This is a genomic window from Magnetococcales bacterium, assembly GCA_015228815.1.
GTDB lineage: Bacteria > Pseudomonadota > Magnetococcia > Magnetococcales > UBA8363 > UBA8363.
The window spans coordinates 61484-81589 of the sequence record JADGCV010000001.1; the positions used below are offsets into that span (position 1 = coordinate 61484).

The following is a 20106-nucleotide window of genomic DNA, read 5'->3' on the forward strand; positions in this document are numbered from 1 at the left end:
GAAGAATTATTCCATCCATACCGGATTGACCACGGCTTTCAAACGAAAATGATGCTGTTCTTTGACCATGGTCCTCGGGGTGGGAATCCTCTGTTCCTGGACCTGATAATCATCCTTGCCATCAAAATAGATCAGCCAGCTCTTCAGTGTCCGGGAGGCCATCTCTCTGGCAGTGACAACCGCCTCGTTGTAGGTCATGAACGCGCTCCTATGACATCGACTCGGGACACGAAATCCCGAGGGCAAAACAAACGCTGAAGTTTGCCTCAAAAACGGATTGATGACAAGCCATGAAAAATTTTGTCTATGGAGAAGATCGCACGCTCCAGTCTACCCCATCAAATTCGATGATGGAATGGGTATGGGAAGGGTCGATGCTGTTCAAGACCCATCCCATGACACTTATTTTCTGGGGCGCCCGTCCGTCCGGTCGATCATTGATGGTCGCGACGGATGGTATCGGTCAATTGGACGAGGTTCCCGCAAGAATGGAATAGATGCGGCGTTCGGTCAGGGCATAGGAACGGGCAAGGTCTGCAACGCGCACCCCGTTATTGTATTTGGCGACAATTTCCCTGTTGCGCAAATTGCGCAGGGCAGGTGCGCCACGGACAACCGTCAGACTTTCACCACCAAAGCGGCGACTCAGTTGTCGGGCCGCCTTCAATCCAAGCAGATTGGCCAGACGATGCTGGGCGCTGATTCTTTTGGGAACGAAAATGCGTGTACCTCCGCAATTTGTTACCAATTTCAAGGTATTCTCCAAGCCGATGGCCTCGCGGATTTCCTTGAGCGATTCGGGAAAACGGGCATAAAACAGGGGATGTGGCATGTTCATGGGAGTCATCCTTCTTCGGTTACGGCCTTGTTGTTGTGTTCTACGCTGGATTGCCTTGTTTTTCTCGCCAGGGCCTCGACAAGAAGGCGAAGGCGTTGGCGGCGGGGTTCGGAAAAGGCGAAGGCTGCCTGGCGAATGTTCCGAATGCTGTGTTCCATATCGTTCTCGATGGCGTGAAGGCTGTTGCAAAGGGCGAAGATTTCTCCCAGAAGCGTCTGGACTTCCGGTCCGAAATGACCAAAAGGTTCGCATCGGTCGGGATGAAGAGTGCGGTATACCATGGCGGTCTCCTGGGGATGGGATTGTTTGAAAAAACGAACGATGAGTTCGTAAAAAAATGCCAGAAGACGATTTTCTCGCAAAGAAGGGCATCAGTCAACAAAAAACGAACTAAAAGTTCGTAAAAATAAATTTGAGTTTCGGTAATAGGGAATGTTAGACTGAAATAGTTCATCATTTATCGACAACGGTTCGGAAATAATTCATGTCGGTCCGTTTCACCGTTGTTTCACTCGCGAGGCGTTGCCAATGACGAACCCATTCCAGATCGAAAGGCCCGGTCGTGCCGCCAACGACTCATCGACCGGAGCGGATCAACCGGGATGGGACGCCACCGCTTCGATGTCTTGGAATGCCACAATTTCTGGAGCGTGAAATGTCTGAAACCTCTTCCCTCGAAAGGCTCAAGGAACGTCTGGAGTTCGTGATCGGCAGGGAGGCGCCGTATGCCTGGGCCACCCGAATCGGATTGGGAAAATCGACCCTTGCGGGAATTCTCAACAATGGCGCCTGTCCCCGCACCAGTACCCTGATCAAGATTGCCATGAACACCAATATTTCGCTCAACTGGCTGCTGACGGGACGGGGGTCGCCGTGGATGGAACATTCATCGACGCTCCCTCCCGAAGATCCGATGACCATGGCACGCGAACCGGAAACCCATTATCGGGTCTCGCCGCAATCCTATGTAGTGGTTCCGCGGTTCAGCATTGTAGCGGACGGATTGGAAAACGAACCGTTCCATAGTGGACAGATTGTCGATCACATCGCCTTCAAATCGGATTGGATCCTTGGAGTCATGGGGTTGGATCCGAAGAAGGTTGTTTTGGTGAGCATCATTGGCGATTCCATGGAACCGACCTTGAAGGATGGTGACTTGGTCCTTCTGGATCAAAGGGATCAGAGCATGCGCAATGATGCCATTTATGTATTGCGCCGCGGCGAGGATCTGGTTGCCAAACGATTGCAGCGGGGGTTCGATGGTTCGATCGCCATCAAAAGTGACAATGAGGCGTATGAAGATATACGAGTGACTGCCGAACAGGTGCGGCAGATTTCGATCATTGGCAGAGTGGTTTGGACGGGACGGAGAATCTGAAAAACCAGTCGATGATACGGCAGATTTGTCGGGAAGCCATATGTCACTGCCAATCATCTTGCTTCAGGCAATGGGACGTCTTCCACGGTCAGGCTTCGCCATGTCCGAAATCCGTCGCATTGGCCGCATGGATAGCCAGCAACAGCTCTGTATGATCAAGCAGACGATATTCAGGCAACCGTCCAGAAATCCTGAAACTTTCATCCATGATGATCGGTACGCCCTCGCCACGTTTTTCCATGAAATACTGGCGCATCAGTTTCTCCGCGCCTTCTTCGACCGGACATCGTCCCAACAACGTGGTCAGCAGCTCGTTCCTGGTAAACTGACGCAGTGGCAAACTCTCGATGGTCATCGTGTTGGGAAGTGCGCCAGGCGAATAGAGTTCGAGGCGATCATCAAACATGAAAAGCCGGATTTTTGATCCGGAAATGGAATAATCCCGGTGCGCAACGGCATTGACTATCGCCTCGAAGATGGCGCGCGTGCTGAACTGGGGAATCTCGACCCGTCCTGGCCGTTTCTTGGCCGCCACACTCATATTGCGACGCACGAAGAGCATGGACTGCCTGATTTGTTCGTCCAGAGGACCATGGATATCCATGGCATCGAGTTGTTGATTGGAATCCTGCCGCACTCCCCGATAGCGAACGGCCATGATGAACGCGCTCGACATCCACTGGGCTGGTTTCCTGGAACACATCAACACCCCGGCGACAGTGGCCCGTTCCGTTCCTTCATCATCCGTTTTGAGCAGCCCCAGTTTGTGAACGGTCGTCAAATCACCATCGATACCAAAGGCCGATAAACATGCCGGCCCCCATGGATTCTTCAAAAAACGGCGCAACAAGACCTCATCCAGGTCGGATCGAGCGGTTCCGGGAACCGGTTGTTCGTCGAACCGGATCAGTTGGGCTTGACTGCGTTGCTGAAGCAGGCGGGATAACACCGGAGTGTCCATCTCGCGCTTTGAACTGCCCTGACGATGGAAATATCCCCCAGGACTTTTATGAACAAACAAACTGCGGGGGATCTCGACCTTCAAGACGGCCTTCGGCGAGCCCATGGTGTCTGGCAGTTCCATGCGAAGGGAACGGAACAGGACCGGCGGCTTGATGCTTTCATGACACACCTCGAAGACATAACGTTCGACATCATCGAGCTGCTGCCTGGGAATGCCGGTGATCTCCCGCGTCTTGTCATCCACGCCAAAAACGATGACTCCTCTGGCTGTGTTGGCAATGGCCGCGATTTCATCCGCCAGGTCGGCGCGGGAGGGAGCCTTGACCTTGTTCCCCGCCATGACCACGGTCTTGAGTTCGAGAGAGGTATCCTCTCCCAATTGAATTTTCCGAAGCAGTTCTTCCGCGCCGTCAAACACGTCGGCCTCCGTGAGCAATACGGCGATAGCGTCGTTCAAAGGCTTCCTTGCCCCCTTCCATGATGCGGCAGATTTCCTCGCGCACCGTCTGTTCCTGCAGGCTTCCGTCGCAGGTCCGGCACGTTTGACCGTTACTGACGGCAAGGGCCATGACCTGCTCGGCATCGCCATTGACCACGATGTTGGCGTTGTGCGTCACCACGATGATCTGACGGCGCTTCTTGATGGCCCTGAATTGAGTCACGATCAACTCATAGATCAAATGATTGTCGAGATCATCCTCGGGCTGATCCAGGATCAGAGGTTCCGCTCCGTGCGACAGGAGAAAGGCAAGCATGGCTGCCGTCTTCTGTCCTGGCGAACCCTTGTCGATGCTTTGGAAGTTGTTCCTGTCACTTGAAATGCTGTAGCGCACATCCAAGACATCATCCGGGAACCAGACCTCCAGCCGATCCAACCGCTCGGGGGGCAATCCCTGTACTTTGGTGACAAACCGTTGGTCCTTGGCAGTGTATTCACGGCTTTTCCCTGTTGCCGCAAGATCTCGAAGAACCCGCTTCAATTGGAGGACGCCCTCCTCGGGTTTGTTTGGTTTGATCATTCCAAGCAAACCGTCCTGTCCAGCCGTGCCAACATCCTTATCGAATTTTCCTGCGTCACAGTCGATCCGTTCCCGTAATTGGCTCTCGCAAAGATCAGTGTCGCCAAACTGCACGACGGATATCCTTACATACGGATTGTTTTCCAAAATCTTTTCAAGAAACTGATGGCGCTTCCGGGTCAATTCTTGACGCAATTCGGTAAGCTGACTCAGTTTCTCGGCGGCCTGGAAGCGCACGTCATTCTGGAGCTTGCGACGCGATTCCATATTGGCAAGTTGCTGCTCCAGGGTCTGACGTTGCTGGAGCAGTTTTCCGAACTCGCTGGGTTCCCCGACGTTTTCCTCCCGAAGCCTGTGCCGCAAAGACACGTATTTTTCTTCCGCATCATGAAGAACCTGTTTCCAAGATGGGGCAGACTGTGCCGACTTCCAATGGCTCAAACAAAGATCGGCCTGGACAGCCAACTTCTCCACAATTCTGGCCATTTTCTCCAGGCGATGAATGATGCGGCTGGTCTCTGTCACCACTTCGCGGTCGGAGGTATCCTCTGGGGCAAACAAAGTCGGCTCAATGGAGGCCGGGGCGATCTCTTCTGCCACGGACCGTAATTGGTCTCCCAGGCCTGACCAGGAATTCTCCCAGGTTTCCAGGGCACGTTGTTGCTGTTTGCGATGCTGATAAGTTCTCAGAATGCGCGCATGTTCCGCCTGCTCGAACGCGGCCAAGCGGTGTTTTACATCCAGCAGTTCGCCCTTGATACGTTCCTCATCCTTCAGACCGACGGCAATCTCCCGTTCCTTGGCGCGCAAGGAGAGATAGGCCGATTCCGCTTCCTTCCAACTTCCCACCCAATTCTGGTGTTCATTGCCCAGGGCGCTGTCGATAATTTTCAGGAGGTCGCCAGGAGTTCTGGCAAGTTCGAAAATCTGCTTCTGGCTGAAGATGCGGGCGGGAAAGCGATCGGCAACAACCCCTTGCGTCGGCTGCCAAGCGCCGTGCTCATCCATTTCGGAAAGGATTTGTTCTCCACCGCCAGGAGACCATTGAATGCGGTATCTGCCGCCGTGCTTGCGATAGATGATCGTCAAGGCGGACTCCCTGGTCAGCAGGCCCTCATCCTGACGAGACAGGGAGACCTTGCCATACTTCTCGAAGTCCTTTTTCAGACTTTCCGGCCACTCCCCTTCCCGGCGCAATGCCAGTCGGAGAAATTCCACCAGCGTGGACTTGCCAGAGCCTCGCCCGCCGATAAGCGCATTCATCCAAGGGTTGAAGCCCCATTCGAAAGACTTTACGCACCCCATGTACCGGGCCCTGCTCACGGTCAAGGATTCAAGACACAGAGGCCCGTGGTCATTCGGCTTGATCCCTGGAAACTGGTCCGAACGTTTGATGGACATTTCCCCATCCAGCAACGCCAGACGCAACCCCTCCAGGGTGGGCTGTCCCATTTTAACCCAGGTGAAATGGCTTCCAGGACAACGTTCTCCGCTGGGATGATGGGCATCCGAACCCAGAATCTCGGTCCAGTCTGGTTTTTTGTCTCTATAGAGTTGGGGTTTGTCGAGAACGGGATCATGGATTTCCATGGCAAACAGGTGTTCGCATTCAATCAATTGCGCCAGGGTCTGTCCGGTCAGTTTCTCGAAAAGCCCACTGTCACCGTTCGCATGAGCGGGGATGGCGATTCCACCTGCCTTGACAATCTCCTCGACAACCTCCACGGCGCCCTTGCGCGTAAGTCTGCCATCACCGCTCCGAGTGTCAAGATCGACAGCTCCCAACAGACGGTCGATATCCGAGGTATTTGTTCTCTCGGGCTTGAACAACGCCAACAAATGAAAGCCTCCATGGACCGCCAGTTCGATACCGGGAAACAGCACCAAAGGACGGAACCCATCAGGCTGCTCGTCGGTCATCCGTGACAATTCCGCTCGCAACGGATCGATCCACCTCCCCGTGTTGTGATCCGTAACGGCCACGCAATCCACTTCGGCACGCATATGGTCCAGCAACCACTCCCTGGGAGTGCGTTGCCGCAAGGTTGCTTGATCCGGTCCCTTGCCATAATCGTGCGATGCGGGCGTATGGGTATGAAAATCGAATTTCCACCAGCGGGCTCCCGGCCATGACCACATCGTATTCATTGCCCTTCTCCACCCGGTTCACCCGCCTGGTCGTACCATGCCATGGCATCGCCGCAACCAAACAAGGGAACAGACGTTCCACCTTTTGCATGCCCGCCTTCGCCTGGAATGACGTTTGGAAATAACGCATCGCAAAATGATTGCGGGCTACGTTTTTTTCCAGGGATATTTTCGTTTCCAGTTGGAAAAGGTGGTCGCATTGGGCAAGCCCAGGAGGCGCGTCGCCAACGATTTATTGCCGCCACTTTCCTTCAGGGCCTTGTCGAAATAATGATCGGCCACCTGAGTCAACAGATCGGTCAAACGAAATTCCCGACCAAACTCCCGACCAAGAATGGTGGCTGGCGGGGTGATGTGAATGCCGAACAGGGCATCCTGGATGTCCCTGGATTTGACCACATGGTTTTCACTCCAGAGAATGGCCCGCAACAGGGTATTGTAGAGTTCGCGTATGTTTCCCGGCCAGGAATGATGCCGCAGGAGGGTACGGGCATTGTCGGTCAATTTTCTTTTCTTGTATCCTGGATGTTGCAGCATGTCCCGATTGATCCGGGCGATGAACTCGTGGATCAGCTCTTCCAGATCCTCGGGACGCTCGCGTAGCGGAGGAATGGTGAAGACCGCTACCGCCAGCCGGTGGAAAAGATCGTTGCGAAAACGACCCCGGGCAACCTCCTGCAACAGATCGCGATTGGTTGCCGCAAGAATCCTGAAATCGACCTTGCGCGGATGAACCGATCCGACCGCGGTCACTTCCCGCTCCTGGATGACCCGGAGAAGTTTGACCTGGGTCGATAAAGGCAACTCGCCAATTTCATCAAGAAACAAGGTCCCCTTGTCCGCTTCGGCAATGTAGCCGTTGCGCGCCATGACCGCCCCGGTAAAGGCCCCCTTCTCATGACCAAACAATTCCGCCTCGACCAGATTGTCGGGAATGGCACCACAATTGACACAAATGAACGGGTGATTCCTGCGACCGGAGGATTGATGAACCATGCGTGCCAGAACATCCTTGCCCGTCCCCGACTCCCCCTGAATGAGTACCGGAAGATCAAAACCCGCCACATGACGGGCGCGCTTGATCAGGGTTTTCATCGAGGGACTGTCGAACACCAGGCTTGGCGGCAACGATTCCCGGTCAAACGCGGAATCCGGTTCCAGAGGTGAGACCTCGTGGGTTGCATCGTCATCATCGCCGTCCACGGAGTTCTTTTCCTCCTGCAAATGGTCAACGCGGAAAAAAATGGGACATGAACACACAGAAGGGCAACAGACCGGCTGACACATTCGCGAGGAATCCGGGGGAGAAATCTCCCCCCGGAAAGGTCTGGGGCATTACCCCAAGGTTCTACCGAAGTCGTTCAGGGCGGGCCACCCATGCGATGATCGTCCGGCATGCCTCAATGAACCTGCCCCGAATGGTCCTGGATCGCGGCAATCGCTTCCAGAACCATTTTATTGGTTTCCGCTTTGCTCATGTTTTTGGCGATGAGTTTTTCGGTCGCCATCATGGCAATATCGACGGCGGCTTCGTGCAGTTCCGTCACCGCTTTTTGCTTGGCGGTTTCGATTTCCGCCAGGGCGACGCTTTTTTTCTTGGCCAGTTCCTGACTCAGGGCTTCCCTGGCCATGTCCCGGTATTTGGCCGCTTCGAGTCGGGCTTCCTCGATGGTCTGCTCGGCCATTCTCCGGGCGGCGTTGAGCTGCTTCTGCATGTCGTTGGCCGCTTTTTCCGCATCCCTCCGGCTGTGTTCGGCGTTTTCAAGATCGTTGCGAATCTTGCTGTTGCGGGCATCGAGAACTTTTTCGATGGCGGGAAGGACGTGTTTCTTGAGCAACGCCACAAGAATGATGAAAGAGGCAATCGACCAGAAAATCTGATGTTCGAACACCGATGGCTCAAACTGCGGCATTCCCGAACTGGCGGCGTGTTCCGCGGTGGCGGCATAGGCGGCGGCGATCATGGGGGTCAGGCCTTGCCCATGATGATGAACGCAACGACCAGGCCATACAGCGCCACCGCTTCCACGAAGGCCATGCCGATCCAGATGTATTTGGCCAGTTGCGCCTCGGCGGCGGGCTGGCGGGCGATCGCTTCGATGGCCTTGCCGAAAAGGACTCCGAGTCCGACACCGGATCCGGCAAACCCCAGTGCGGCAAGTCCCATTCCGATCAAAGCAGCGGCTGTTGCATCCATTGAAATCTCTCCTTCCGAAGGCAGGCTTGAAAATGAACGAGGGTCCATGTGTGCCACGATCCCATGTCGCTGTCAATGCATGTGTATGGCATCATTGATGTAGACACAGGTCAGAATGGTGAAGATGTAGGCCTGGATGAACCCGATGAAAATTTCCACTCCGGTAAAAACGATGGTAAACCCGAAGGGAACCCAGGCGCCCCACCATGGCAGGGTGACGACATAGAAAAACATGACCGCGAGCATGGTATGGCCAGCAGTCATGTTGGCGAACAGACGAACCGCCAACGAAACCGGTCGAGCCAGAAAGGAGATGATCTCGATCGGAATCATCAGGGGCATCAGCAGAACCGGAACCCCGCTCGGGACGAAAAATTTGAGAAAATGGCTTCCATGCCTCATGAAACCATAAACGAACGAAAAACCGACGATCGTCAACGAGAAGGTCGCCGTGACGATCAGCTGCGAGGTCACCGTGAACGACCCGGGGATCAGTCCCGCCAGATTGCAGAAAAGGATGAAAAAAAACAGGCTGAAAATGTAGGGAAAGAACGGACGCCCCTTGTCGCCGATGATCTCGGTGACAATTCCATGAACAAACAGGTAGCCGATCTCCCCAAGGCTTTGCAGACGTCCAGGGACGATGGTCGGTTGTTTGAAGGCGTGATGGAAGAAAAACATGACCAGAGCGATGGCAATCCACATCCACAGCACCGAATTGGAAATGGAAATGTCGAACAGGCCCAGAAACGACACATCCAACTGTTTGGCGACCTGGAAATGGTGCAGTGGATCCATCCTGGGAGCCACGGCGGCGACCGCCTGGCTGGAGACATCCATGGGGGTGACGGTTGCGCTCATGATTCCTCTGCTGCCAAGGCGTTCAAGTCAGGTTGACGCGGAATGGGACTGGACCAGACGATAGGCATTGCGCAGCCCCGCGGCGGCGCCGAAAAACAGAAAGACCACGGTACACCAGGGACCGGTTCGCAGCCAGTGATCAAGGACATGCCCCATGCCCGCTCCGATCATGGTGGCCACCACGAACTCCGTGCCGAGCCGCATGGCGAGTCCGGCGCCGGTCGTTTCCTTTCCCGACCGTTGCCGACGGACGAACCCCTTGTCGCCGCCATTGGCCATGGGTTCGGTCATCATTGCTCTCCACGGAAAGACAGGTTCCGGAATTTCGGATCCTCATGGGTCCACATCCTAGGAAACCTTTTTTATTCTGTCAACGTTCCGTCCCGCGAAACGGTCATGAAAGTCGTCAATCCAATCCCAGATCGGAACATTTTTTTCGCAATGTATTGCGATTGAGTCCCAGAATTCGCGCCGCCTTGACCCGATTGCCCCGGGTTTCGCGCAGGACCCGGGTGAACAGGGCCGATTCCATTTGCCGCAGAATGATTTCGTGAAGATTGGTCAGGTCGGATGAATTGGCGCTGGCCAGGTGGCGATCGACGAGGGCGATGACGCAATCTTCCAGAGTGGGACCGGGCGGAGGACGGGGGGCCGGCGGGGGTTCCGGGGCAAGAGGCAGGGAGGCCGGTGGGGGGACGGACTGGGAATCGGTGCCGATAAAATCGAGACGGTCGCAACCAATGGTGTCGTGCGGTGCCAGAATCATCAGCCGTTGAATAAGATTTTCAAGTTCGCGAACATTGCCGGGCCAGTTGTAGGATTGCAGGACCAGGATCGCCTCGGGGGTGAACCATTTGGGGGGAATGTTGACCTTCTTGGAAACCTGGGCGAAAAAATAATCACACAAAAGCGGTATGTCCTCGGGCCGAGACCGCAGCGAAGGGACGTTCAGCGGAATGACATTCAATCGATAGAACAGATCTTCGCGAAAACGACCGCTGGCGATGGCCTGGGGCAGATCCTGATGGGTGGCGGCGATGATACGAACGTTGGCGCTGATGGTCTCGGTGCCGCCGATCCGGGTGAAGGTGCCATTCTGCAATACCCGCAGAAGACGTGTCTGGGCCTCCATCGGCATGTCGCCGATCTCGTCGAGAAACAGCGTCCCTTCACGGGTCCGTTCAAAATGGCCCGTCCTCCGGGAAATGGCACCGGTGAAGGCCCCTTTCTCGTGACCGAACAATTCGCTTTCCACCAGATTCCGGGGAATGGCGGCCATGTTGATGGCGGTGAACGGGCCGTGGCGCCGCGGACTGTGGGCGTGGATGGCCCGGGCCACCAGTTCCTTGCCCGTTCCCGACTCACCGTGGATCAATACCGTCATTTCCGAATTCGCAAGCCGACCGATGGTGCGAAACAACTCCTGCATCGCCCGCGACGAACCGATGATGCCGCCGAAACGGTCCATGTCCACCCCCCTTTTCGGGGTGTGCGGGGTGGAGCCATCGAGGGCGCGTCCCACCAATTCGACCACCTTGATGATGTCGAAAGGCTTGGACAGGTATTCGAAGGCCCCCCGTTCGAAAGCGCCGACCGCGTTTCTCAAGGTGCTTTGCGCCGTGATCACGATCACCGGCAGTTCCGGACGCAGCGTCTTGAGGGTCTTGAGCAGGTCGAGTCCCGAGCCGCCGGGCATGACGATGTCGGTGATGACCAGGTCTCCCGTTCCATGCGTCGCCCGCGCCAGAAGATCCTTGCAGGTGTTGAACGTCTCGACCGAAAAACCCGCCTGGCTCAAGGCGGCATCGAGCACGAAACGGATGGAAGCGTCATCGTCGGCGACCAGAATGGTTTTTTGTTGGCGGCTCATGTCAGGGTATCGGCAGAAAGATGCGGAAAACCGTCCGGCCCGGATGACTGTCCACCTCGATCTGACCGCCGTGATCATGAACGATCTTCTGACAGATGGTCAGGCCCAGGCCGGTTCCCTTGGATTTGGTGGTGACGAATGGAAGAAAGATTCGTTTTCTTATTTCATCGGGAATTCCCGGTCCGTTGTCCTGGATCTCGATGATGATCTGTTTGCGCCGTCGTCCCTGTTCGAAGCGGATCCGTTCGGAAATGCGGGTCACAAGATGCAGGGATGGATTCTGCACCCCGCGCAGCGCTTCGAGGGCGTTTTGCAAAAGATTCAAAAACAATTGAACCAATTGATCGCGGTCGCCGCGGATGAAGGGGAGGGAAGGGTCGAAATCGACGATCGGTTCCGGGGTCATCGGACCGATGATCTTCTGGACATGGTTGAGAATCTCATGAATATTGGTCTCCCGTTCCATGACCGGTTGGTTGTCGGCGAGTCCCAAGAGCGAGTCGAGCAGACGGCTGATCCGATCGACCTCGGAGCGGATCAGTTGGGTGCAGGTGATCGCCGAGGGGCTGGGCGACTGCATTTCGATGAGCTGGGCAGCGCCGCGGATGCCGGCAAGGGGATTTTTCACCTCGTGCGCCACCGACATCGCCAGAAAACCCAATGAATCGAGGGTTTCATTCAAACGTTCTCCCGCCTCCAGCCGTTCCGAGTCACCCATCTCCTCCAACTGCAACAGAGTCCCCATGGGATACCCTTCGGCGCTGCGCAGCGGCACCACCGTCAGGGAAACCGAGAGCAACCGGTCGGGAGCGGGAGAAATGTGCGACGAACGGCTGCGAAAGGGCATGTTCAGGTTCTGCGCCCGATGGATCAGATCGAGCGCCACCGGATAGCCGGGCAGGAGCGTTTCGATCGATTGCCCCAACAACCAGCGCCGCGTCTTGCCGAACAACCGTTCACTGGCGGCATTGACGTTTTGAACCTTGAGGTTGTTGTCCAGCGCCAGCAGGGCCAGGTCAAGGTGGTCCCAGAGCATCGCCAGGGGAAAAGGGATGACCTCGCCTGATTTCTCCTCGGGTTTGGCGGGGGGCGTCATGGTGCCCGGCCTTCGGGTTGAACGTCGAAAAAACGTTGGATCATGGCAACCGTGGTGTTGGGATCGGGTGAATGATTGATTGCATCGCGGAAACGGGCGCCATCGGCGAGGCCTCGTGTATGCCAGGCCAGATGTTTGCGGGCGGTCCGGTTTCCGATCACCGGCCCCCAGTGTCGTATCAGCGCCGCGAAATGATCCAGCACCAGTTGACGCCGGGTTTCGTGTCCCGGAGGGGGCAGGCAGGTGCCATCGGCAAGAAAGGAGGCAACCTGCGAAAAAATCCACGGACGTCCCAGGGCGCCCCGACCGATCATGATGCCGTCGGCGCCGGTGACGCGGAGCATTTCCAGGGCGCTTGACGGATCGACGACATCGCCGTTGCCGACGACCGGAATGGAAACCGCTTCCTTGATGACGGCGATGGCCGCCCAGTCCGCCTTCCCCTGGTACATGTCGGCGCGGGTGCGCCCGTGGACCGTCACCATTCGAGCGCCGTTGTCCGCGGCGATCCGGGCGATGTCGCGGCCATTTTTGTGGTGGTGGTCCCAGCCCAGACGAATCTTGACCGTCACCGGCACCGGCACCGCCGTCACAACCGCGGCGATGATGGCCGCGGCGTGTGCTTCATCCTTGAGCAGGGCCGCTCCCCCACCAGTATTGCAGATCTTGCGCACCGGACATCCCATGTTGATGTCGATGATTCGCGCACCCAGATCGACGTTCATGCGCGCCGCGTCCGCCATGATGTTTGGATCGGAACCGACAATCTGCACGGCGGGGATCGATTCGGGATGATGGATACTGGCAATTTTAAGGCTTTTTGGAGTATGACGGACCATGGCTTGGGATGCCACCATTTCCGAGAACGCCAGATCCGCCCCATGACTCAAGGCCAGGCCGCGAAATGGCGCATCGGTGACTCCAGCCATCGGGGCAAGCATCAGGGGAACGGATCCTCCCGGACGGTCGGTGGCGGAAAAAAGCGTTGCGATAGGGTCCATGGGTCCAGATCTCGAATTGATTGCCAAAAGGCACCACGTTCAACCGGTCAGGTCAAGGGTTCTATGACACACTCTCGCTCAATAATTAGGCGATTTTATCACATTTTGTTAGTCTTTTTCAAGATCCCATGAACCGCCATCCTGATTCCGATCTGAATGCCCGATTCGTCACCGGCGCGGTCGATGTCACGGGTTTTCCCACGACGGGTTTTCCCGAGATCGCCTTTGCAGGCCGGTCCAACGTGGGCAAGTCGTCCCTTTTGAATCGTCTTCTCAACCGCAAAACCCTGGCCCGGGTCAGCCGGACTCCCGGGAGAACCCGGGAGATCAATTTTTTTTCGGTGGGGCAACGTTGGATGTTCGTCGATCTGCCGGGGTACGGTTATGCCAAGGTGGCCCGTGACCAGAGGCGCTCCTGGGATCGGGTGATGGATCATTATCTGGGACAGCGCCCGGTCTTGCGAGCGGTGGTTTTGTTGCTCGATGTGCGGCGGGGCATCACCGACATGGATCGGGAATTGATGTCCCTGATGGCGGACAAGGGGATTGCCTGGCTTCCGGTCGCCACCAAGATCGACAAACTCAAAGCCAATCCGCGTCGGCAGGCCCTCGGGAAGCTTGAGGAAATGGTGACCCGGATTCCCGGTTATGGCATGCCGCCGGTGGTTGCGGTCTCTTCCCTCACCGATGATGGCATGGATGTCTTGTGGCGGCGTTTGAAGGAACTTCTCGATCCACCGTCGAAGGAAGAGGGATGATGGGGATGGGACCTGACCATCCGGGCGCCGAGCCTCGGGAATCGGTAAAACGGCGACCGCATGTTCGAAGGCGGGTTCGCGGCATGCTCGAATCGGTGGAATCGCTTCCCGCGGATCCCCGTGTGCGCGCGGTGGCGGCATTGCTGCGGGTATTCGAGGAACGGCGTCCGCTTCGGGAATTCCAATGGTTGGAGGGATTGTCGGGACGCGATCGGGGGCTTGCGTTCCAGATCGTCATGGGATCGTTGCGGCACCATGCCCTGTTGACCGCGGTACTCGATCATTGCATGCCCCGTCCGCTGCCCTCCAGGCGCCACTTTATCCGGTCTGTCCTGGTGACGGCCCTGTTCCAGGCCAGGTATCTCAGGATTCCCGAACGGGCGGCGGTTTTCGAGGCGGTCCGATTGGTCAAGGAGTCGCATGAACAGGGGATGGCCCCTTTTTGCAATGCGGTATTGCGCAGGGCGCTGGCTCTGGACGACGCGGCAGTCCTCCAGGGAGTGGAGGATCGGGTCACGCGATTGGCCCTGGAAACCTCTCATCCACAATGGCTGGTGCGGCGCTGGTGTCATCGGGTAGGCGCGGACGTCTGCCGTCAGTGGCTTCTGGCCAACAATCGTCCCGCGCCCCTGACCTTGCGTCTGCACGGCGATGCCGCGACCATGGTCATGGCGCGGCAACGGTTGTTCGAGGTGGGGGCCCGTCCGTGTCCGGCGACCCCCGAAGCCCTTTTCCTTGACGGGACCCGGGGGGTGGAGGATCTTCCGGGATATGCGTCGGGAGCGTTTGCCGTCGCCGATCAGGGGGCGCAGTGGATCGCCAGACTTCTCGCTCCCAGACCGGGGCAACGGGTGTTGGATGCCTGTGCCGCTCCCGGGGGAAAGACGGCGCATCTGGCACATCTGGCGCAAATGGCCGGCGGTGACATACACTTGACGGCGCTTGAGAAAAATCCTTCCCGATTGCATCGACTGCGTGAAAACCTGGCGCGGTTGCGTGTCGCGGGGGTGGAAATCATCGCCGGCGATGCCACGGAGGCCGGTCTGTTCGCCGGGTACACTTTTCATCGTGTCCTGGTGGATGCCCCATGCACGGGAACCGGAATCATCCGCCGCCATCCGGAAATCAAATGGTTGCGCGGAGAGGAGGAACCGGTCCTCATGCAGCGGCAACAGTGTGCCATCCTGGCGGCTTCGGCGCGACAAATCGTGCCGGACGGCGTGTTGGTCTATGCCACATGTTCCATGGAACCGGAGGAAAACGAAGAGGTCGTCCGGGAATTCCTCGCCACCCATCCCGATTGGTCGCTCGATCCCATCGATCCCCGGGTGGAGGGAATGCCGACCGAATGGATCGATGCGGCGGGCCTGTTTCGAACATGGCCGGGGCTTTGCGACATGGATGGTTTTTTTGCCGCGCGACTGGTACGAAGGTTTGGAAAAAATGCCGACTGAAAAGGAATTGCTTTTTTTTGCCCTCGGGGCATCATGTTCGACATGGATGGGACTCAAGTGGAAGAATTTCTCCTGGAATATGGCTATCTGGTTCTCTTCATCGGCACGTTCCTGGAGGGAGAAACGATTCTTCTCGTGGCGGCCTATCTGGCTTCCCGGGGTTACCTGGATCTTTGGACCTCGGTGGCGGTGGCGGGAACGGGCACCTTTCTCGGTGATCAACTGACTTTCTGGATCGGTCGGCGTCTGGGCAAGGAATGGTTCTGGAAACGGGAACGACAATGGACCAAAGGGGTGCGGCGGGTCGTGGCATTGATCGAACGATGGGACATCTGGTTCATTCTGAGCTATCGATTTTTTTATGGCGTGCGCAATGTCAGCTCCTTTGCCCTGGGGATCAGCGATCTTTCCTTCATCCGGTTCATGGGTCTGAATTTCCTGGCCAGCGTCATCTGGGCCATCTCCTTCGGCATGGCCGGTTTTTTCTTCGGCAAGGCGGTCGAAAAGGTCCTGGGACAGGTCAAGGAATACGAGATGTACATTCTGGCGGGTTTTGGCCTTTTCGCCGTCCTGGTCTGGCTGATCAATCGTTTGCTGGCAAGAAGAAAACAGACCGGCTGATCAGGGAAAGGCGTTCTTCAGACACGCATCCAGTTGCATCACCGCCCAAAGAGGTTGGCTGAACTCACTCCGGCCATGAAGGTGTTCGTCGATCATCCAGCCGAGAAACCGGGAATCGATGCCTCCCAGGGTCGTCAGACGGGGTTCGGCGACAAGTTTTTTCAGCCGGTCGGCCAACGGCTGGCGCAACCATTGGCCGATGGGAGCGATAAAGCCCATCTTCGGGCGATCGAGAATCTCCCTGCCCAAGAGTGTGGTCAATCCTTCCTTGAGCAGGGCCTTGCCCGAACCGTGATGCAGTTTGAATTCCGCCGGAAGTTGCAGCATCCACGCAACCAGTTCGTGATCGAGCAGCGGCACCCGGACCTCCAGCCCATGGGCCATGCTGGCGCGATCCACCTTGACAAGGACCCGTCCTGCCAGAAAAGTCTTGAAATCAAGATATTGGAGGCGGGCCAAAGGATGGAGCGGGGCATGCGGGGCCAGTTGCCGGAAAACCTCCACGGCGCGGTAACCCTGGAGCGAACGGTTCATGGATCCGGAAAAAAGACGCCGCCGCAAGGCCTCGGGCATGATGGCGACCGCCTGGAAATAACCGTCGATGCTGTCCCTGGCGAGCGATGAAAAGGTGGACCTGGCCCGGAGAAACCGTGGCAGCCGGTCCCCTTTGGGATAGAGCCGTCCCAACGGGCCGAAGATCATCCGGCGCAAACTCAAGGGAAGGATGGCCTTGATTTTTTCCTCCACCATCACCCGGCGGTAACGGTCATACCCCGCCATCGCCTCGTCGCCGCCGTCCCCCGAAAGGACAACCTTGACCCGCTTTCGGGCCATCTCGCAGACGATCCAGGTGGGGATGGAGGAATGGTCGGCGAACGGTTCGTCATGATGATACGCCAGCCGTTCCAATAGATGAAAATGATGCGGTTCGGCCCGTTCGATTTCGTGACGCATTCCCTGGGCGCGGGCAACCTGGGCGGCCCATCGGGTTTCATCGAAGGCGGGATCGGCGAAGGAGACGGTACAGGCGGTAACCGGGGTGGACTGCGATCGGGCCATGAGGGTGGCGACGGCGCTGGAATCGACCCCCCCCGACAGGAAAGCGGCGCGTTCGACATCGGCCACCATGTGGCTTCGCACCGATTCCTGCAAGCGTGACATCAATTCGTCACGAGCGGCATTGCGGTCGGGATGGTGTTGCGGTTCAAACGCCGGTTCCCAGTAGCTTTGGGAACGGGCCAGTGGTTGTCCCGCCTTGAGTTCAAGCCGGTGACCGGGGGGAAGTTTGTGGGCCGCGGCATAGAGCGTCATCGGGTCGGGAACATACCCCAGGGCAAGGAAGCATTCGAGCGCCCGCGGTTCCAGGAGACGCTGAAATCGCGGATGGGTGGTGATGCCCTTCAGTTCCGAGGAAAAAGCGAGCCAGCCATCACTCAGAATCCCCCAGTAAAGCGGCTTGATCCCCAGGGGGTCGCGTGCCAGAAACAGGGTCGATCGCCTCCGGTCGTGAATGGCAAAGGCGAACATGCCGCGCAGTCGTGTGACAAGTTCCGGCCCCCAGGCCTCCCAGCCATGCACCAGGACCTCGGTATCGGAGCGGGTGGCGAACTGGTGTCCCAGGTCGGCCAGTTCCCGGGTCAATGCCTGGAAATTGTATATCTCGCCGTTGAATACCACGGCCACCGTCCCATCCTCGTTGAACAGGGGTTGCTTTCCCCCTTCCAGGTCGATGATCGACAGACGCCGATGTCCCAGACCGATTCCGGGACCGATATGAAGCCCCGCCCCATCGGGACCACGGTGGCTTTGGCTTTGGTTCATGGCTTCGAGGATCGCCCGGTCGGGGATTCTCGGTCCCGTCGGATCAAACAATCCTACGATTCCGCACATCGAAACGCCATCGTCGCAATCCCTTCCGGGTCAGGTGGGTCAACAGCATTCCCGGCGGCATCCGCAGCCAGTGGGAACGGACATAAAGCAGGCTCCAGGCGAGCCAGGATACGAACTCCAGTCGATCAGGGTCACCCGGAACCATGATTCGGGCGATGAGCCGGTCCATGACCACCCGGGCGACCACTCCCGGGCCTCCGGGATCACGGGCCATCTCCTGGAGGATGGCATCGGGAATCGGACTTGCCAACAGTTTTTTGCAATAATGGAGCGAATAATACAGCGGTCGCACCAGATCCAGCGCCCGGGCACGAGGCAGCAGCCGGTCCCAGAAATCGCCATCCGTCCGTCTCCAGGTGAAAAGACCATCCAGGTCCAGCAATCCGCGCAGGCCCTTGTCAAAATCGCCGTCGTAAAACAGATGGACCGCGGCATGAATGGCCATATCGACGGGACAGAGGGTCTTGAGCGGCCCGTGACCGGGAAGATCGACGGCCGAGGCGAACAGCAATCCAGGATCGGGGTGCAGCCGGCTTGTCTTCGGCAGGATGGTATGATGGATGTCCAGTTCGGTCATCCGTTGGCGATGTCTGAGGGGGGGAAGTTCGTGCATCCATTCGCGGTAGTAGCGTTGATCGTAGGGATGGAGTTTGGCCGGTTCCCAACCGTGTCGCGCCATGAGGGTTTCGACGAGGGGAAAATCCTCGGGTTTCATCAGGATGTCCAGGTCAGAGACATGACGTCCCCGGGACAGAGGCAAATCCAGGAAAACATAAGCGCCCCCCTTGAGCAAAATGATCGGAAGGCCCGTGCCCCACAGCGCCCGTCGGACACGATCGACCTCCCAGAGCAGCATTCGCCGGTCTTCCAATGCCAGCATCCGGGCGCTTTCAAGATGATTGCGGACCCTGGGATGGAGTTGTTCCAGAAGATTTCCATCACGGAAGAGCGTTTCCATCCGTCCCAGAAGTCCGGCACGGCGTCCCTGTCGCAACACCAGGTCCTGATCCGGAGCGGTCAATTGGGGAAAAAGATCCGGCTGGCGATACACCCGAAGCAGCAGGGGGATGGGATGGGCTGGAAAATGGGTCATGGTGGCACAGGATTGCCCGAATCAACCAAACGTTCAGAATCGTTCCCGACACATGCTCCAGGGAAAACACGCCGTCCCATGACACATGTTTCAACGTGGGAGAGAGACGGCAGGAGACCCTGGGAGTGGAACCGGCAAACGCATCTCCTGAACGGCTTGGGTGTTGAAGGGGGGAAAGGAAGGTGGAAAATACCGGTTGATCGTTGCGATCCCTCCCAGGATGATGATTCCCGTGGCAACGACCCATTTGATGGTTTCCACCTTGGCGGTCTCGATGTCCTTGCGCAATTCCAACCGGGTCAACTCGATCCGGGCGTCCACTTCCTTGATATCCCGTTTTAATTCTGCCTTCACGACCTCGATATCCCGTTTCAGTTCTGTCTTCACGACCTCGATATCCCGTTTCAGCTCCGCCTTCGTCGCTTCGATCTTGGAATCGAGCTCCTTGATATCCCGTTTCAGCTCCGCCTTCGTCGCTTCGATCTTGGAATCGAGCTCCTTGATATCCCGTTTCAGCTCCGCCTTCGTCGCTTCGATCTTGGAATCAAGCTCCTTGATATCCCGTTTCAGTTCTGTCTTCACGACCTCGATGTCCCGTTGCAGCTCCGCCTTCGTCGCTTCGATCTTGGAATCGATTTCCTTCATATCCCTTCGGATCCACTCGATATCCCGCTTCAATTCCAGGACCCGTGCGTCCACCTTGGCCAGATCGGCCATGATGAAACGTTGCCCCTCCAGGACTTCGGTCAACAGACGGACCTGGGTTTCCGCCTGCTCCTCGGTAAATCCCGTGGAAACGAGTTTCTTGACGAATGAATGCGTGTCGAACACAAGCGATCCGCTCATACCATTTCCTTCGCGATTCCAGGATGATCAGGGTGACCCGATCACCCAGTCAGGGAACAAGACCGTGTCCCAG

At 57.2% G+C, this 20106-nt stretch carries 20 protein-coding genes; 4 read left to right on the forward strand and 16 right to left on the reverse strand.

Annotation, left to right across the window (positions count from 1 at the left end; all coding sequences use genetic code 11):
* Positions 1 to 6 precede the first annotated feature (6 nt).
* From HQL76_00265 to HQL76_00275, 3 genes are all read right to left on the reverse strand, one after another.
* A complete protein-coding gene (locus HQL76_00265; protein MBF0107596.1) occupies positions 7 to 198 on the reverse strand; it encodes a hypothetical protein in 192 nt (63 codons plus the stop codon).
* Between the two features lie 265 nt (positions 199 to 463).
* On the reverse strand, positions 464 to 838 hold the full coding sequence (locus tag HQL76_00270) for a DNA transposition protein (GenBank protein MBF0107597.1): 375 nt from the start codon (positions 836 to 838) through the stop codon (positions 464 to 466).
* A gap of 5 nt (positions 839 to 843) precedes the next feature.
* The gene (locus HQL76_00275) at positions 844 to 1119 is read right to left on the reverse strand and encodes a hypothetical protein (GenBank protein MBF0107598.1); all 276 of its coding nucleotides are present in this window, start codon (positions 1117 to 1119) and stop codon (positions 844 to 846) included.
* 374 nt (positions 1120 to 1493) lie between these two features.
* Between HQL76_00275 and HQL76_00280 the strand changes: the two genes are divergently transcribed.
* A complete protein-coding gene (locus HQL76_00280) occupies positions 1494 to 2216 on the forward strand; it encodes a helix-turn-helix transcriptional regulator (protein ID MBF0107599.1) in 723 nt (240 codons plus the stop codon).
* A gap of 88 nt (positions 2217 to 2304) precedes the next feature.
* Here HQL76_00280 and HQL76_00285 read toward each other — a convergent pair whose 3' ends face one another.
* The 10 genes from HQL76_00285 to dusB all read right to left on the reverse strand — a co-directional run bounded on the left by HQL76_00285 (position 2305) and on the right by dusB (position 13371).
* Positions 2305 to 3597: a putative DNA binding domain-containing protein gene (locus tag HQL76_00285; protein MBF0107600.1), complete on the reverse strand. Its 1293-nt coding sequence runs from the start codon at positions 3595 to 3597 to the stop codon at positions 2305 to 2307.
* Positions 3590 to 6346 (reverse strand): ABC transporter, encoded by a 2757-nt coding sequence (locus HQL76_00290; GenBank protein MBF0107601.1) that lies wholly within the window; start codon positions 6344 to 6346, stop codon positions 3590 to 3592. Before HQL76_00290 ends, HQL76_00285 begins: the two co-directional genes overlap by 8 nt.
* 147 nt (positions 6347 to 6493) lie before the next feature.
* On the reverse strand, positions 6494 to 7549 hold the full coding sequence (locus tag HQL76_00295) for a sigma-54-dependent Fis family transcriptional regulator (GenBank protein ID MBF0107602.1): 1056 nt from the start codon (positions 7547 to 7549) through the stop codon (positions 6494 to 6496).
* Between the two features lie 197 nt (positions 7550 to 7746).
* A complete protein-coding gene (atpF, locus tag HQL76_00300) occupies positions 7747 to 8310 on the reverse strand; it encodes a F0F1 ATP synthase subunit B (protein ID MBF0107603.1) in 564 nt (187 codons plus the stop codon).
* Between the two features lie 5 nt (positions 8311 to 8315).
* Positions 8316 to 8543 carry an ATP synthase F0 subunit C gene (gene atpE / locus HQL76_00305; protein MBF0107604.1) on the reverse strand — a complete coding sequence of 76 codons (228 nt, stop codon included), beginning with the start codon at positions 8541 to 8543 and terminating at the stop codon, positions 8316 to 8318.
* 72 nt (positions 8544 to 8615) lie between these two features.
* On the reverse strand, positions 8616 to 9341 hold the full coding sequence (locus tag HQL76_00310; protein ID MBF0107605.1) for a F0F1 ATP synthase subunit A: 726 nt from the start codon (positions 9339 to 9341) through the stop codon (positions 8616 to 8618).
* Positions 9342 to 9431: 90 nt separating this feature from the next.
* Entirely contained in the window at positions 9432 to 9683 is a 252-nt protein-coding gene (locus tag HQL76_00315; GenBank protein ID MBF0107606.1) for an AtpZ/AtpI family protein, read from the reverse strand.
* A 127-nt stretch (positions 9684 to 9810) separates the two neighbouring features.
* Complete coding sequence (ntrC, locus tag HQL76_00320) at positions 9811 to 11274, reverse strand: nitrogen regulation protein NR(I) (protein MBF0107607.1); 1464 nt, start codon at positions 11272 to 11274, stop codon at positions 9811 to 9813.
* 1 nt (position 11275) lies between these two features.
* Positions 11276 to 12370, reverse strand: a complete 1095-nt coding sequence (locus tag HQL76_00325) for a GHKL domain-containing protein (GenBank protein MBF0107608.1) — start codon at positions 12368 to 12370, stop codon at positions 11276 to 11278.
* Positions 12367 to 13371 (reverse strand): tRNA dihydrouridine synthase DusB, encoded by a 1005-nt coding sequence (dusB, locus tag HQL76_00330; protein MBF0107609.1) that lies wholly within the window; start codon positions 13369 to 13371, stop codon positions 12367 to 12369. The genes HQL76_00325 and dusB overlap by 4 nt, the downstream gene beginning before the upstream one ends.
* Before the next feature lie 128 nt (positions 13372 to 13499).
* Between dusB and HQL76_00335 the strand changes: the two genes are divergently transcribed.
* The 3 genes from HQL76_00335 to HQL76_00345 are packed head-to-tail and all read left to right on the forward strand — an operon-like array spanning position 13500 to position 16204.
* Positions 13500 to 14129 (forward strand): YihA family ribosome biogenesis GTP-binding protein, encoded by a 630-nt coding sequence (locus tag HQL76_00335; protein MBF0107610.1) that lies wholly within the window; start codon positions 13500 to 13502, stop codon positions 14127 to 14129.
* Between the two features lie 5 nt (positions 14130 to 14134).
* Positions 14135 to 15583 carry a 16S rRNA (cytosine(967)-C(5))-methyltransferase RsmB gene (gene rsmB, locus HQL76_00340; GenBank protein MBF0107611.1) on the forward strand — a complete coding sequence of 483 codons (1449 nt, stop codon included), beginning with the start codon at positions 14135 to 14137 and terminating at the stop codon, positions 15581 to 15583.
* Positions 15584 to 15616: 33 nt separating this feature from the next.
* The gene (locus HQL76_00345) at positions 15617 to 16204 is read left to right on the forward strand and encodes a DedA family protein (GenBank protein MBF0107612.1); all 588 of its coding nucleotides are present in this window, start codon (positions 15617 to 15619) and stop codon (positions 16202 to 16204) included.
* On the opposite strand, the gene HQL76_00350 is transcribed toward HQL76_00345, so the two are convergent.
* The 3 genes from HQL76_00350 to HQL76_00360 all read right to left on the reverse strand — a co-directional run bounded on the left by HQL76_00350 (position 16205) and on the right by HQL76_00360 (position 20033).
* Complete coding sequence (locus tag HQL76_00350) at positions 16205 to 18094, reverse strand: amidotransferase 1, exosortase A system-associated (protein MBF0107613.1); 1890 nt, start codon at positions 18092 to 18094, stop codon at positions 16205 to 16207.
* Complete coding sequence (locus HQL76_00355) at positions 18069 to 19187, reverse strand: nucleotidyltransferase family protein (protein MBF0107614.1); 1119 nt, start codon at positions 19185 to 19187, stop codon at positions 18069 to 18071. Before HQL76_00355 ends, HQL76_00350 begins: the two co-directional genes overlap by 26 nt.
* 90 nt (positions 19188 to 19277) lie before the next feature.
* Entirely contained in the window at positions 19278 to 20033 is a 756-nt protein-coding gene (locus HQL76_00360) for a DUF1640 domain-containing protein (GenBank protein ID MBF0107615.1), read from the reverse strand.
* Between the last annotated feature and the right edge of the window lie 73 nt (positions 20034 to 20106).

Bases quoted from the DNA above. Each gene is read 5' to 3' on its own strand.
- HQL76_00315 (MBF0107606.1), bottom strand. From the start codon at position 9,683: ATGGCCAATGGCGGCGACAAGGGGTTCGTCCGTCGGCAACGGTCGGGA.
- HQL76_00270 (MBF0107597.1), bottom strand. From the start codon at position 838: ATGAACATGCCACATCCCCTGTTTTATGCCCGTTTTCCCGAATCGCTC.
- HQL76_00290 (MBF0107601.1), bottom strand. From the start codon at position 6,346: ATGAATACGATGTGGTCATGGCCGGGAGCCCGCTGGTGGAAATTCGAT.
- HQL76_00310 (MBF0107605.1), bottom strand. From the start codon at position 9,341: ATGGATCCACTGCACCATTTCCAGGTCGCCAAACAGTTGGATGTGTCG.
- HQL76_00325 (MBF0107608.1), bottom strand. From the start codon at position 12,370: ATGACGCCCCCCGCCAAACCCGAGGAGAAATCAGGCGAGGTCATCCCT.
- HQL76_00360 (MBF0107615.1), bottom strand. From the start codon at position 20,033: ATGAGCGGATCGCTTGTGTTCGACACGCATTCATTCGTCAAGAAACTC.
- HQL76_00280 (MBF0107599.1), top strand. From the start codon at position 1,494: ATGTCTGAAACCTCTTCCCTCGAAAGGCTCAAGGAACGTCTGGAGTTC.
- atpF (MBF0107603.1), bottom strand. From the start codon at position 8,310: ATGATCGCCGCCGCCTATGCCGCCACCGCGGAACACGCCGCCAGTTCG.
- HQL76_00350 (MBF0107613.1), bottom strand. From the start codon at position 18,094: ATGTGCGGAATCGTAGGATTGTTTGATCCGACGGGACCGAGAATCCCC.
- ntrC (MBF0107607.1), bottom strand. From the start codon at position 11,274: ATGAGCCGCCAACAAAAAACCATTCTGGTCGCCGACGATGACGCTTCC.
- HQL76_00335 (MBF0107610.1), top strand. From the start codon at position 13,500: ATGAACCGCCATCCTGATTCCGATCTGAATGCCCGATTCGTCACCGGC.
- HQL76_00355 (MBF0107614.1), bottom strand. From the start codon at position 19,187: ATGACCCATTTTCCAGCCCATCCCATCCCCCTGCTGCTTCGGGTGTAT.
- dusB (MBF0107609.1), bottom strand. From the start codon at position 13,371: ATGGACCCTATCGCAACGCTTTTTTCCGCCACCGACCGTCCGGGAGGA.
- atpE (MBF0107604.1), bottom strand. From the start codon at position 8,543: ATGGATGCAACAGCCGCTGCTTTGATCGGAATGGGACTTGCCGCACTG.
- HQL76_00275 (MBF0107598.1), bottom strand. From the start codon at position 1,119: ATGGTATACCGCACTCTTCATCCCGACCGATGCGAACCTTTTGGTCAT.
- HQL76_00345 (MBF0107612.1), top strand. From the start codon at position 15,617: ATGTTCGACATGGATGGGACTCAAGTGGAAGAATTTCTCCTGGAATAT.
- rsmB (MBF0107611.1), top strand. From the start codon at position 14,135: ATGGGACCTGACCATCCGGGCGCCGAGCCTCGGGAATCGGTAAAACGG.
- HQL76_00265 (MBF0107596.1), bottom strand. From the start codon at position 198: ATGACCTACAACGAGGCGGTTGTCACTGCCAGAGAGATGGCCTCCCGG.